This is a genomic window from Metabacillus sp. YM-086 (assembly GCF_048059995.1).
Lineage (GTDB): Bacteria > Bacillota > Bacilli > Bacillales > Bacillaceae > Metabacillus > Metabacillus litoralis_B.
In genome coordinates this window covers 36,006-49,607 of record NZ_JBLUOI010000038.1, presented here as the reverse complement: position 1 = coordinate 49,607, position 13,602 = coordinate 36,006, and the positions used below count along the sequence as shown (strand labels likewise).

12 protein-coding genes and 1 riboswitch are annotated in these 13,602 nt (G+C 36.2%); all 12 genes read right to left on the bottom strand.

The annotated features are described in order from the left end of the window. On the bottom strand, positions 1 to 759 hold a 759-nt coding region (locus tag ACEWK1_RS16275; RefSeq protein WP_416636472.1), incomplete at its 3' end, for an ABC transporter ATP-binding protein. A gap of 1 nt (position 760) precedes the next feature. Then, positions 761 to 1,579, bottom strand: a complete 819-nt coding sequence (locus ACEWK1_RS16270) for an ABC transporter permease (RefSeq protein WP_416636471.1) — start codon at positions 1,577 to 1,579, stop codon at positions 761 to 763. Between the two features lie 21 nt (positions 1,580 to 1,600). Beyond that, positions 1,601 to 2,605 (bottom strand): ABC transporter substrate-binding protein, encoded by a 1,005-nt coding sequence (locus tag ACEWK1_RS16265; RefSeq protein WP_416636470.1) that lies wholly within the window; start codon positions 2,603 to 2,605, stop codon positions 1,601 to 1,603. A gap of 130 nt (positions 2,606 to 2,735) precedes the next feature. Continuing rightward, positions 2,736 to 2,840, bottom strand: a riboswitch (guanidine-I (ykkC/yxkD leader). Positions 2,841 to 3,095: 255 nt separating this feature from the next. Then, on the bottom strand, positions 3,096 to 4,457 hold the full coding sequence (locus tag ACEWK1_RS16260) for an aspartate aminotransferase family protein (RefSeq protein WP_121660934.1): 1,362 nt from the start codon (positions 4,455 to 4,457) through the stop codon (positions 3,096 to 3,098). 116 nt (positions 4,458 to 4,573) lie between these two features. Further along, on the bottom strand, positions 4,574 to 6,037 hold the full coding sequence (locus tag ACEWK1_RS16255) for a CoA-acylating methylmalonate-semialdehyde dehydrogenase (RefSeq protein ID WP_121660933.1): 1,464 nt from the start codon (positions 6,035 to 6,037) through the stop codon (positions 4,574 to 4,576). A gap of 184 nt (positions 6,038 to 6,221) precedes the next feature. Beyond that, complete coding sequence (locus tag ACEWK1_RS16250) at positions 6,222 to 6,857, bottom strand: FMN-dependent NADH-azoreductase (RefSeq protein WP_121660932.1); 636 nt, start codon at positions 6,855 to 6,857, stop codon at positions 6,222 to 6,224. 156 nt (positions 6,858 to 7,013) lie between these two features. Further along, positions 7,014 to 7,163 carry a hypothetical protein gene (locus ACEWK1_RS16245; RefSeq protein WP_162987264.1) on the bottom strand — a complete coding sequence of 50 codons (150 nt, stop codon included), beginning with the start codon at positions 7,161 to 7,163 and terminating at the stop codon, positions 7,014 to 7,016. Positions 7,164 to 7,257: 94 nt separating this feature from the next. Next, positions 7,258 to 8,874 (bottom strand): PucR family transcriptional regulator, encoded by a 1,617-nt coding sequence (locus ACEWK1_RS16240; protein WP_212137251.1) that lies wholly within the window; start codon positions 8,872 to 8,874, stop codon positions 7,258 to 7,260. A 129-nt stretch (positions 8,875 to 9,003) separates the two neighbouring features. After that, complete coding sequence (locus ACEWK1_RS16235; RefSeq protein ID WP_212137249.1) at positions 9,004 to 9,222, bottom strand: hypothetical protein; 219 nt, start codon at positions 9,220 to 9,222, stop codon at positions 9,004 to 9,006. 19 nt (positions 9,223 to 9,241) lie between these two features. Then, positions 9,242 to 10,720 (bottom strand): NCS1 family transporter, encoded by a 1,479-nt coding sequence (locus tag ACEWK1_RS16230; RefSeq protein ID WP_121660929.1) that lies wholly within the window; start codon positions 10,718 to 10,720, stop codon positions 9,242 to 9,244. Positions 10,721 to 10,853: 133 nt separating this feature from the next. Next, positions 10,854 to 12,272 (bottom strand): dihydropyrimidinase, encoded by a 1,419-nt coding sequence (hydA, locus tag ACEWK1_RS16225; RefSeq protein WP_212137247.1) that lies wholly within the window; start codon positions 12,270 to 12,272, stop codon positions 10,854 to 10,856. A gap of 14 nt (positions 12,273 to 12,286) precedes the next feature. After that, the gene (gene preA, locus ACEWK1_RS16220; RefSeq protein WP_212137245.1) at positions 12,287 to 13,573 is read right to left on the bottom strand and encodes an NAD-dependent dihydropyrimidine dehydrogenase subunit PreA; all 1,287 of its coding nucleotides are present in this window, start codon (positions 13,571 to 13,573) and stop codon (positions 12,287 to 12,289) included. Positions 13,574 to 13,602 lie beyond the last annotated feature (29 nt).

The window sequence follows — 13,602 nt, the reverse complement described above, 5'->3', positions numbered from 1 at the left end:
CTTCATAAATTGATCAACTTCCACCAAGTCACCATCTTGAAACAGGTGAAGGTCTGCGTCAATTTCCTCGATAATTTTCCCTGGTCTTGCTTGCATTACGTAAATTCGTTGCGATAAGAAAATAGCTTCATCAATATCATGTGTAATAAAAACAATTGTGGTCTTTTCCTTTTTCCAAATATCAAGCAATAACTGCTGCATCGATTGCTTTGTTTGTGCGTCGAGTGCACCAAACGGCTCATCCATTAACAAAACCTCTGGATTATTAGCTAATGATCTAGCAATTGCCACCCTTTGCTTCATACCTCCCGAAAGTTCTTTTCCATATGATTCAGCAAACCGCTCAAGACCTACTAATTCCAAATACCGATCAGAAATTTCCTTTCGTTCTTTTGAACCCATTCCCTTTAGTTTTAGACCAAATTCAATATTGTCACGAACATTTAACCATGGAAATAGTGTGTAAGATTGAAACACCATACCCCTGTTTACACTAGGTCCTACTACTTCTTGATCTGAAACCTTTACACTTCCACTCGTAGAATCTTCTAATCCTGCTAATATCCGTAGAATTGTAGATTTACCACAACCAGAAGGACCTAGTATGGAAACAAACTCCTCATTTTTCACATACATTGACACATCTTCTAGTGCTTGAAAGCTTCCTGCTTTTGTTTGATACACCTTTGATAGTCCGTTTATACTAATCTCTAATTCCGATTGTAGAAGTGGCTCTGCTTGTTTTACTGCATTTAACATTCTATTGTCCTCCTTCTGCCCAAGGGAATAATTTTTTCGTTAAAAGTGCAAAGCAACGATCAATAACTAAACCTAATAATCCAATAACAATAATTCCAACAAAAATTAACTCTGTATCTAAAAAACGCTGTGCCTTCATAATCGTATATCCAAGGCCACTGTTTGCTGCTACAAGCTCTGCTACAACTAAGTACGTCCAAGCCCATCCCATAATAAGACGCATTGTTACCATTAACTTTGGTAAAATCACTGGTATGATCACTTTCGAAATGACCTGACCTCGTTTTGCTCCTAATGTGTAAGATGCGGATAACAAATCTTTATTCACTCTGCTAGTGTCTTCGGCTACCATTAGCAACAATTGGAAGAAACATCCTATAAAAATAACAAGAATTTTTGCAGTTTCACCGATCCCAGCCCATACCATAATAAGTGGAATAAATGCTGCTGCCGGCATATACCGGATAAATTCAGACATAGGTACAACAATCGATTCTGCGATTTTAAACGTCCCAGCAAAAATTCCTAGTGGAATACCTATGATACAAGCTAATAAAAATCCCATAAAAACACGGTAAACACTAATGCCTATTTGATTCCAAAAATCAGAATCAGCAAGGGACGTAAAGAGTGATTCAATCACGACAAATGGTGAAGGTAAAAACACTTCCTTTACAACCCCCATTATGCTCAATAGATACCAAATTAGAAAAAGTCCTATAAATGCGGATCCTATTCCGACTAAATACCAAGACTTCGGAATTTCCTCATGAATTTGAAATAATGTTCTCAAGTAACCTTTCTTTTTTGCAGCCTCCATGTTTGTCACCTCTTTCCGGTTCTACTCATGACTATTTTCAATAAAACTAGAGTCAAGTAATAATGTCATATCTGGAATCTCTTTTATAAACTCTAATTTTTGAAGAAATTTTGCATTTTCCTCGGCCGTATATTCAATAGATTTATAGCTATCTGACTTTTCAAAAGCAGCAACGTTTTGCTCAGGTGTGAATAATTCAAACCCTTCCATTCCAATAGCAAGTTCATCAACCGTAATACCGGCGGCTTCAGCAATAATTTCAAGTGATTCTTCTTCATTTTCTGAATAATAGTTTACTGCTTCAAACCAAGCAGCAGTTATTTTTTCAAGATCTTCTTGACGGTTTTCTGCGATTTCCTTGCGAACTACAAAGAGATCTGCAATAAGACCCGGGAATTCTGCTGAGGTAATTAATTTATGTCCATTTCCTTCTGATTCAGCAGTACTAAGGAATGGCTCCCATAATCCAGCTGCATCTAAATTTCCAGCAATAAATGTTGTCCCTGCATCTTGAACAGTAAGGTTAGTAAAATTCACATCAGATTCCTTTAAGCCAGCCATTTCAAGTGCTGTTAACATAAAGAAATGCTCAATCGTACCAATTTCTGTTCCAACTTTCTTACCTTTTAAATCTTCAACAGATTGAATATCCTTTGTTGCTACTAGGCCATCTCCACCGTTTGAGTTATCTGTTATAAAAACTGATTTAAGTTCAATACCGTTTTCAAGTGGGGCAATAGTGTCAATAAGCGCTTGGCTGTTTCCATCAATTTCTCCAGTGTTTAAGGCAGATAAGGAATCAGCATAAACCGGAAAATAAACTAATTCAACCTCAACTCCATGTTTTTCAAAGAATCCTTTTTCTTCGACTAGATGCCATAAGTACCAGCTAGGTAATGCACTGAACCCAATTTTTATTGGTTCACTTTTAGAGCTACTTCCACTTGCCTCTTCACTTGAATTTCCGCAAGCTGCTAATAAAAAGACAAACAATACTGACAAAAGTATGTTAAATTGTTTTTTCATGCTTCTCACTCCTGTTCTTTTTATTTTGGTAGAGCTATAAATACTTCAGATCTCCTTTCCTATTAATTTATTAAATATTGGGAATTTTCAAATTATAATAAGAGGAAAAATAAAAAGCCTTGGAGAGGTCGTCTCCCAGGCTTTTGTCCTTCCGTGTATATAGAAACAGGTTATTTCTATACGCTCCCTCTCGGACCAGCTTGGTAAATCCAACGGAACCCTAGGCAGCTTTTTCGTTCTCAAATTCATAGAGAACCTTTATGGAGTTGAAAAATTGAATGCTTTTGTTATAACAAAGTATAAATGGGATAAAAGGTTCATGCAATGACCGTGTTATATAATCTAACACGGTTTCTTCGCCTAAAACGATCTGTAAAATTTCTGATAAGGTCTAGTTTTTTACTAATAGCAATAACCTAATCTTGCAAATCATTTATCTTAAAATAAAAAAAGACAGACTACTATTACCGAGTCTGTCCTCCTTCATATTTTATACGTGCAATTTATTTATTTCCTCAACAATTGTTTCAATCATAAATTGAACATCCTCTAATTCTATACTTAGTGGTGGAGACAAGGTTAGAACATTATTATAGCCAGCTACGGTTGCTCCATTTTTACCTACGATAAGTCCTTTTTCTTTACATCCTGAGATTACCTGATTCACATAAGAAACTTCAAGCGGTGTTTTAGTGCTTTTATCAGAAATAAGCTCTATCCCAATTAATAATCCTTTCCCTCTTATATCTCCTACTAGTGGATGGTGTTGCAGTTTTGTCTTCAAAGCGCTTAACGTATTTGTTCCTATTTCCTTTGAACGGGAAAAAAGCTTTTCTCTTTCCATAATTTCGAGATTTTTTAATGCTAATGCGCAAGCGGCTGGGTTCCCCCCAAATGTATTTACGTGCCGAAGATAATCATATTCATCCGTTCCTCTAAATGCTTCGTAAATCTCTTTTTTAACAGCCGTTGCAGATAAAGGTAGATAAGCACTGGTGATTCCCTTTGCCATGGTGATGATATCAGGCTGTACACCATAGTTCTGAAATCCAAAAGCCTCACCCGTTCGGCCAAAACCACAAATAACTTCATCAACAATTAAGAGGGCACCACTTTCTTCACATACCTCTTTTACACCTCTCATGTACTGTTCAGGAGGCATTAAAATGCCACCTCCAGTAATAACTGGTTCCATAATGACCGCTGCAACCGTTTCATTCAATTCCCATGTCATCACCTGTTCAATGGTTTGTACGGAAGGTAACTCCCGAGGGGGACACGATGGGTCCTCTGGTTTTCTATAGGAATCAGGTGGTGGAACATGAATAAAACCAGGGGCCAATGGTTCGTATCGATACTTACGTTGTGCCTGACCAGTTGCAGCTAATGCCCCCGCAGTGTTTCCATGATATGCTCGATATCTTGAAATGATCTTGAAACGATTATGTTCTCCTGTTTGTTGATGATATTGTCGAGCAATTTTGAAGGCTACTTCATTTGCTTCAGATCCACTATTCGAAAAGAAGATAACATAATCCCCGCCAAGCAATGAATTTAATTTTTCAGAAAGTTCAATAGCTGGAGTATGACTATGCGTTAGCGGAAAATATGCTAATTTTTTTAATTGCTCATATGCAGCTTCTGCTAATTCCTCTCTCCCATGACCGATATTTACACACCATAAGCCTGCCATTGCATCTAAATATTTTTTTCCATTGATATCTGTAATCCACGCACCATTTGCTTCTTTTACAATCATTGTTGCATCAGGCTGATATGGCTTCATTGAGTGCCAAACATATTTTTCATCTTTTGATTTAAGATCATCTTTTGCCATGTTAATGGAATTCATATACACTCCTCCTACTATTCTTGAAGGCTATCTTTTCTGTTGGCCTTCATTTACGCGACCCTTAATATGCTTAGCCTTAACTAAATGGCTAACAGCATCACTTGAGTTAAGTAGCTTTAAAAATCAAATCGCGATGTTATCATCTTTTTTCGTGTATAAAAATTTACTCCATCCTTCCCATTAACATGAAGGTCACCATAAAAAGAATCTTTCCAACCAGAAAAAGGAAAGAATGCCATTGTTGCCGGAACACCAACATTAATTCCTAACATACCTGCGTCAGCTTCCTCTCGAAATTGCCGAATTGCCTTTGCATCCTTTGTATAAATCGTTGCGCCATTACCATATCTCGATTGCCGTAAGTACTCTAAGGCTTCATCTAAGCTTTCCGCATGAAGTAAACTTAATACAGGTGCAAAAATTTCTTCTTTTGCGATGGTCATATCAGGTGTCACCCCATCAAAAATAGTAGCACCTAAGAAATAGCCTTCTTTTTTGTTATCTATTTCCGTTCTTCCATCTCGTATTAATTTCGCTCCCTCTTCAATGCTTAATTCAATATACGAAAGAACCTTTTCACGATGCGAAGCTCTAATAATTGGTGTTAAAAGAACTTCTTCATCCAGTCCATTACCAAGGATTAATTCATCAGCCTTTTGTTTTAGTTTTGATACAAACTCTTGCCCTTCTCCAATAATGACAACTGCACTACATGCCATACAACGTTGTCCCGCACTTCCGAAGGCGGATCCAATAATGTGTTGTACTGCTTTGTCTATGTTTGCATCACTCATAACAATATGATGATTTTTCGCACCAGATAAGGCTTGAACTCTTTTCCCATTCATAGCAGCTTGTTCGTAAACATATTTCGCAACAGGCTGTGACCCTACAAATGATATAGCCGAAATATCTGGATGTTGTAGCATTCCATTTACGACCTCATGAGAACCATGAACGATATTTAATACTCCAGGAGGAGCACCAGCTTCTGTAAACAGCTCTACTAACCTATTTGCTAACAAAGGTGTTCTCTCTGAAGGTTTTAAAACAAAAGTGTTTCCACATGCTATCGCTAGAGGAAACATCCAAAGTGGGACCATCATCGGAAAGTTAAATGGTGAAATTCCTCCAACAACTCCAAGAGGATACCGAAACATCTCTGAGTCTATTTCTTCTGCTATGTTAGAAAGTGATTCCCCCATTATAAGACTTGGAGCACCTGTTGCGAATTCAACACATTCAATTCCACGTTGCACCTCACCATATGCTTCATTAAATGCTTTTCCGTTCTCTAAAACAATTAATTTTGCTAATTCCTTATGATTTTCCATTAACAGATGGTGGTATTTAAATAAAAGCCTGGCACGTTTAGGTACAGGAACATTTTTCCATGTTTGAAATGCTACCTTTGCAGACTTCACTGCTTGATCAACATCTTCTTTTGTCGAAAGAGGCACAGTCGCAATTTTTTCGCTATTTGCTGGGTTATGTACCTCGGCTACATTTTTCCCTTTAGCAGAAACCCATTTACCATTAACAAAATTTTTTATAGGTGATGTTGCATTTACAATTGTCATTGTATACTCCTCCCTTTAGACTCATGTTATAAACCTATTATCAATCATTAAAAAGACTCGTTCATTAGACATTTTGTAAAGCAACACGTCTCCATTATGCTACATTTTGGTGGATACAAAAAAGAAGATACCTCAAATGGTATCCTCTTAAATCATTGGGCCCTTTTCAACTTAAAAGGTTTAATTAAAATGTTTTCGCTAAATCCTTTGCACGGGCAATCCCATTCTGTTTAATTTCTTCCGCTTTATCTGGCATTGCTGCATGACCTTCAATAAATAACCCATCAAAAGAAGGTACGCCAAAGAAATTCATAATAACGGTAAGGTAACGATGTCCCATTTCAACTTCTGCTGCCGGACCTTCTGAATAAATGCCACCTCTTGCTTGAATGTGAAGAGCTTTTTTATCTGTTAGTAACCCAACAGGTCCTTGCTCCGTATATTTAAAAGTTTTTCCTGCTACTGCAACAGAATCAATATATGCTTTCATTACAGGAGGAAATGAGAAATTCCAAAATGGTGTGACAAATACATATTTATCTCCATTTATAAATTGCTCACATAATTCATTAAGACGACTGACTTTTGCTTTTTCATCCTCAGATAATTCTTCAAATCCTTTACCTGTTTGAAGTTTTCCCCAACCACTAAATACATCAACATCAATGTGAGGTATATGCTCTTTGTATAAATCAATATGCACGATCTCATCATTTGGATTTGATTCTTTATAAGAATCAATAAATGCCTTACCTGCTGCCATACTGAATGAGACTTTATCATCATGAGGATGAGCAGTAATATACAATACTTTTGCCATATTTAATCTACCTTTCTTTATGTAGTCATTTTAGTTTGAACGAAATCATAAAAAATAATCCAAGATTGTCCTAATTTTTAAAAAGTCTCGTTGTAAGGCGAAAAAAAAAGCAATTTAAAAGGATTTGTTTCAGTTAGAAAACAAATCCTTTCAAGTTTATTCCGTTTCGTTAAACGTATAAGGATTTGCTCCAATGTTTTTTCTTACTTCATCTGTCATTTCATAAGCTTCTGTTAAGTTTGTTTCATTTGTTGTTTCATAGGTAAAAGGAATACTACCATCGTAATGTAAAGGCTTTTGATTCATGTTAACACCTCCATATTTTAGTTGAAAATTTCATTTTACAAATATTAGTATTTACACTATGATACAATTTATTTATATTAATCAATTGTTAAAACTATAATCTTACCGGAGATTTCAAATGCATTTCTTTTTTATGAGTTGTTAAGTAATCATATGCAACTAACATAAACTCAAGTTCAAGTCTCTTCTTTGAATTCATAAAGTTTCCACCTAGGATTGCCTCTAATTTTTCAATACGATGATAAAGTGTTTGTCTTACAATAAATAATCGTTTTGATGTTTCTTGCTTTGATCCATTACATTCCATATATACCTTTAAAGTCGATAATAGTTCACAATTATACTTTCTATCATATTCAATAACTGGTTCCAAATACTCGTAAACAGTTTCTTCTAAATTCCCCTGATTTTTAAGAAGTGTTAACATCCGATATAAATGTAGATCCTGATAAAACATGCTTTTGTTTTCAACAGCTACAAACTCTTGAAGTTCAAGAGTTTCTTTAGCTGAATGATAGCTTTTGGTTATATTCATGAGGTTTTTCTTTACGTATTGCCCTACACCGACTGGAATTTCCTGTATAGTATTTTTATTATATGAGTCATGTTGCTGAATTCTTTGAAAAGCTTTTATCATCCTTTGCTTCCAGCTATCTGATTTACGTTTATCCAATGAAATAACAACAATATGTTGTTTTGTTTCAACGAAATACAGATGAAAACCGAATTGTTCAAACACTGTTCTTGTCATTAATTTAAAATAGGTGAATTCCTTGTTAACAGTTCTTACTGTTAAATCTTTTACTTTACAAACCCAAACAACGGCACCTGTAAACGGAGTAGATCGTTCTGTCTTCGATAATTGCTCGACTAATACATCTTCCCTTAGCTCCCCTTCTATCCAATCTGTCAGCCAATCTTTTTCACTATCCATTCTTTTTTCATTCACATATAAATCTCTTAACCAAAATTGCCCTAGAACAGTTGTTGTTCGATCTAAGATTAATGAATCGAAATCATTAAGTCTGCGACCAGTAGAAACAATCGTGATCTCTGCATATGTATCACCAAGTATTTGGACAGGTTTAGTTATTGATCTTTCATTATTCTCAGCCTTTTTTCTATTCAACACCTGTTGCTTTAGTTTTTCTGTCATGTTAGGAAAACTTTCAATTTTTCCAGAATGGAATACTGCAAAAACCTGCACTTCTAAATATTTCTGAAGAAATGATAAAACATCTCTGTGTTGGTCTATTTCTATAATCATTTTATTTAATATTTGAGAATATTGCTCTAAATCAGAGAGGAGTTGATATTGATTATTGATAATGAGGGAATGAATATCGTGAGTAATTTCTACAAATAGCACTTCTTTATGGAATAATATAATTGGAAATTGATAAGAATCTGCCAATTCTATTACGTTTTGTGGAATATCTTTAATATAAGTATTCATTTCTATACATAGACCTGCAGCATGACAATCAATTAATTGTTTGACAAAAGAAAAAAGTTGCTCAGGCTTTTCTTTCCAACCAAGGCCAGTAGATAAAATAAGTTCGCTTCCCTTTAATAAATTATTTATTTGGATAGACTCTACAACATGAACCCATTTTATTTGATGCCCTAATCCTTTTTCACCAGCAACAATTTCAGCTTCTTCAAAGTGCTTTCTCTCTAATATATTTTTAATTGAGATGTATGATTTCATTGGCCAACCACCTTTTCTATCATAATAACAAGTATTATAAATAGAAATATATGGAACAACCATGAAGTTGTAATATTTACTTACAATAGAAAAACAGGACCTTGATTTATCGTCCTGTTTCCTAAAAGATTATGTTGATTCTTTTATCCATAAAAGAGTTGAAAAATATTTTCTTGCCTCTGCCATTTTAAGTTGAATTTGTCTTACTTCCTTTTCACCGTCATCTCCTTTTTCAAAAGTAACAAACGCTCCACTCACATTTTCTATAACACCTACAATCTGAAACCCTTGATCTAATAAGCTATCTATTTTTTCTTTTTCCAGTAGAAATTCCTTATACTCAGACATAATTCTCTATTCCTCCTGTCTACACTTTCTCTGCAGTTGGATTTGGTGAGATAGCAACATCAATTTCAACCTCTTGCTCGACTTCAATTTTCCAATTTCTGCCGACAGAGATTCCTAAATATTTCTCATCGCTAGGATCTGTTAACTCTGCTTGTTTATATTTCTCAAACCACCAATACTTCCCTAAAAGAAAATAACTAATTGCTCCAACTGCAAATCCCACAATAAACGAGTAATTTGCGAAGATGACGGCAGCTCCTCCTCCAAGAATCCATGAAATTAAACCTGCCCAGTTTATTCCGTTTGCATAATGGTATTGTCCATCACTTTCATATAAATCAGGTACATTTACCCGACGCTTACGAATCAAATAATAATCAGCAATTAAGATTCCTACAATTGCTGAAAGTACTCCCCCAACAATTAATAAAATTTGTGTAATGATTCCAAACAAACTCCAAGGTTGAACGATGACACCTACAATTCCTGCAACGACAACACCTGCCCAAAATGGAATTTTCGGTCCTCCAACATTTGAAAATATTGTTGCTGCAGGTATTAAGTTAGCTGTTATATTTGTTGACCATTGAGCAAACACAATCATTAATAAAAGAATACCTAAAATAAGTCCGCTAGCTGATTGCTGTAAAGCTACAACAGGATCATAGTTTGACACAGCCACATAAGAAACGGCACCAATCATTACCATAAATGTTTGAACGATAGGATAAGCAATTAAATTTCCTGCAATTTGTGCTTTATTACGCTTAAACCAATTCCTCTCATGTAAGGGTGCCTTTACAAAACGAGATAATGAAGGCATATCGGCTGTTAGTGTTCCCCAAAACCCCATATTAGACATAATAACAACGATAAATGCAGTAACTGCAGCCCCTCCTGTTACAGGACTTTCAATCCAAGACCATACTTCACGGCCCTGTTGTAATGCTTGATCTGATAAGGTGAAATACATCCATCCTGAAATAATAATGATGATAGGTGCTGCTAAGTCAGCAAAACGTTCAACAGCTTTTATCCCTAACGCTGTATTAGCCACTTGGAGAGCACCAAAAATAATGAAGCATACAAACCAATTATCAAATCCAACCATTGTTGCCAAGATCGCGTTCATAGCAGTTGATCCAAAATATGTGTTAACTCCAAACCAGCAAGATGCCACAAAACCACGAACGATCGACGGTATATGTGTTCCCACTGTCCCAAAAGGTGCCCTCATATAAACTGGAAACGATAAACCATGTTCAACCCCAATGTCACCTGTCATTGTCATTAGAAAACCAAGTGCCAAAGAGGCAATAATAGTAGCAATAACAACCCAGCCTAAGGATAAACTTTGTACACCCGCTCCACCAATGGCGAAAGCTGCTAATACAACAGCCATCCCAACCCAGATAAATGAAAAGCCAACGGCTCCGATTTTCTTTTTATCATGAGATATCGGTAATAGATCTGGAGACTTCAAATAATTTTTTGCCATATTAATAACCTCCTAGATTTATACTTTCTTCTTGAAATACAGTTGATAGACATTAAGGAAAAGAAACAAGAGGTGAAATGTAGATTGAAAGCAATCAGCAAGAAAACCGATTGCCTTCTGAGTAAGATGTTTTTTACAATGGTACCTTTATTTCCTGATCTCGGATGGAGTATTGTCCATACTTAGCTCTCTTTATAAACTTACCTTTTCCAGCTTTACCTACAAAAAATTTGTCACGAACAACAAATTCCCCTTTAGATAAAACAGAAACAGGTTCCCCCGTTACTTTCATACCTTCAAAAGCATTATAATCAACGGCCATATGATGGGTTTCTACAGAAATTGTCCTTTCTACATTCGGATCAAAAATAACAATGTCAGCATCTGAACCTACTGCTATTGTTCCCTTTTGTGGAAATAAGCCAAATAACTTTGCAGCTCGTGTTGAGGTAATATCAACGAATTGATTCAAGGTAATTCGATCTTTTTTCACCCCTTCAGAGAATAGAATACTCATTCGATCCTCAATCATTGGACCTCCATTTGGAATCTTTGTAAAATCATTTTTCCCTAAGGATTTTTGCCCATTAAAGTCAAACGAACATTGATCTGAACCTAATGTTTGAAGTTCACCGCTTTTTAAAGCATTCCAAAGAACATCTTGATGATGTTTCTCCCTAAGTGGTGGTGACCATACATATTTTGCCCCTTCAAAATTTGGTTTTTCTAAGTACGTTTTATCGAGAACTAAATACTGTGGACATGTTTCCCCCCACACATCTATCCCTTTACTTCTTGCTTCGGCAATTTTTTCTACGGCATCCTGACAAGAAACATGGACCACATATAGTTGTGAATTCGTTAACTCTGTTAATTTTGCTGCCCTGCCTGTTGCTTCACCTTCTATTTCTGGTGGTCTTGTCAGTGCATGATAGATTGGTTCAGTCTTTCCTTCCGCCAATGCCTTCTTCGTCAAATAATCGATTACATCACCATTTTCAGCATGGACCATAACTAGCGCACCAAGCTCTTTTGCTGCTTCTAATGTACGGTATAATGTTCCATCATCAGCTTGAAACACATCTTTGTATGCCATAAACACTTTGAATGACGTAATTCCTTCATCGTTTATTACACTAGTAAGTTCCCCTAGCACTTCTTCATTAATTTCTCCAATCATTAGATGAAAGCTATAATCAATAACGGCTTTATCTTCTGATTTATCATGCCATGTTTTGATTGCCTTTTTTAATGGTTCTCCTTTGTTTGTTAAACAAAAATCAATAACAGTCGTAGTTCCACCAAATGCCGCTGCAATCGTGCCTGTCTCAAAATCATCCTTCGTCACTGTACCTCCAAAAGGCATGTCAAGATGTGTGTGGGGGTCTATTCCTCCAGGAAATAGATATGTCCCTTTTGCGTCAATGACTTCATCTACTTCTATATGAAGATTACTTCCAATTGCGATAATCTTCTCGTTTTCTATTACTATATCTGCCTGGTACGTGTCTACTGCAGTTACAATCGTTCCATTTGTAATTAACTTTTTCAAGAGAAACACCCCGTTTATTTTACTAGGTTAACGCTACTATTAGTCATAGTCGCTAATACAGATTGTCGCTCATTCCAGCTCATTGGCGGAAGCTCACTTTTCACCTCTACCATATTGATCGCCCCGTCTACAGGACATACAATAGAACATAAATTACAACCTACACAATCTTCTTCTCTTACCTTTAATGAAGTCTTTCCTATTGGATCTCTTAGCAAGTCAATACATTGGTGTGATGTATCTTCACACGCAATATGGCACTTATTACAATTAATGCAAACATCATTGTTAATTCGAGCAACTACTTTATAGTTTAAATCCAAATTTCCCCATTCAGAATAATTGGTTACAGACTTTCCGACAATCTCCATGATAGAATTAAGCCCTTTATCATCTAGATAGTTTGATAGACCCTCAATCATATCTTCAACAATTCTAAAGCCATGGTGCATAGCAGCTGTACATACTTGAACTCCAGTTGCACCCATTAATAAAAATTCAACTGCATCCTGCCAGCTGGAAATGCCACCTATCCCAGAAATAGGTACATTAACTTTTGAATTTCTTGCACATTCTGCTACCATGTTGAGTGCAATTGGTTTTACTGCTGGCCCACAGTAGCCACCGTGCGCTCCTTTCCCACCAACATGTGGAATTGTTTTCCATGAATGAATATCCACCCCCGCTAAACTATTTATTGTGTTAATCATACTAATGGCGTCCGCTCCCCCCTGTACAGCCGCTTCAGCAGTTACAGTTATATCTGTAATATTAGGAGTGAGCTTTACAATAACTGGGGATGTGGCAACCTCCTTTACCCAAGATGTTTGCTTTTCTACTAATTCAGGGACCTGACCTGAAGCTGCCCCCATCCCCCGTTCAGCCATACCATGGGGACATCCAAAGTTTAGTTCAAATCCATCTACACCAACATCCTCTACCCTTTTAATAATTTCATGCCATTTTTCCTGTTTCGGTTCAACCATTACTGAAGCAATAATTGCATGATGGGGAAATTTCTTCTTTGTTTCGTATATTTCTTTTAAGTTGACCTCAAGTGGTCGATCAGTAATAAGCTCAATATTATTAAAACCTGCTACTCTTTGGCCATTAAAACTAACTGCTGCAAAGCGTGAAGAAGTATTAATTATCGGTTCACCTAAAGTCTTCCAAACAGCACCACCCCAACCAGCTTCAAACGCTCGTTGTACTTGGTATCCGGAATTTGTGGGAGGAGCAGAGGCCAACCAAAACGGATTGGGTGATTTTATTCCGGCAAGATCAATATGTAAATCAGCCATACTTAAACCTCCTTATTATCGAATTCATA

Coding starts and splice junctions, on each gene's coding strand:
- ACEWK1_RS16270 (WP_416636471.1), bottom strand. CDS start 1,579: ATGGAGGCTGCAAAAAAGAAAGGTTACTTGAGAACATTATTTCAAATT.
- ACEWK1_RS16265 (WP_416636470.1), bottom strand. CDS start 2,605: ATGAAAAAACAATTTAACATACTTTTGTCAGTATTGTTTGTCTTTTTA.
- ACEWK1_RS16260 (WP_121660934.1), bottom strand. CDS start 4,457: ATGAATTCCATTAACATGGCAAAAGATGATCTTAAATCAAAAGATGAA.
- ACEWK1_RS16255 (WP_121660933.1), bottom strand. CDS start 6,037: ATGACAATTGTAAATGCAACATCACCTATAAAAAATTTTGTTAATGGT.
- ACEWK1_RS16250 (WP_121660932.1), bottom strand. CDS start 6,857: ATGGCAAAAGTATTGTATATTACTGCTCATCCTCATGATGATAAAGTC.
- ACEWK1_RS16245 (WP_162987264.1), bottom strand. CDS start 7,163: ATGAATCAAAAGCCTTTACATTACGATGGTAGTATTCCTTTTACCTAT.
- ACEWK1_RS16240 (WP_212137251.1), bottom strand. CDS start 8,874: ATGAAATCATACATCTCAATTAAAAATATATTAGAGAGAAAGCACTTT.
- ACEWK1_RS16235 (WP_212137249.1), bottom strand. CDS start 9,222: ATGTCTGAGTATAAGGAATTTCTACTGGAAAAAGAAAAAATAGATAGC.
- ACEWK1_RS16230 (WP_121660929.1), bottom strand. CDS start 10,720: ATGGCAAAAAATTATTTGAAGTCTCCAGATCTATTACCGATATCTCAT.
- preA (WP_212137245.1), bottom strand. CDS start 13,573: ATGGCTGATTTACATATTGATCTTGCCGGAATAAAATCACCCAATCCG.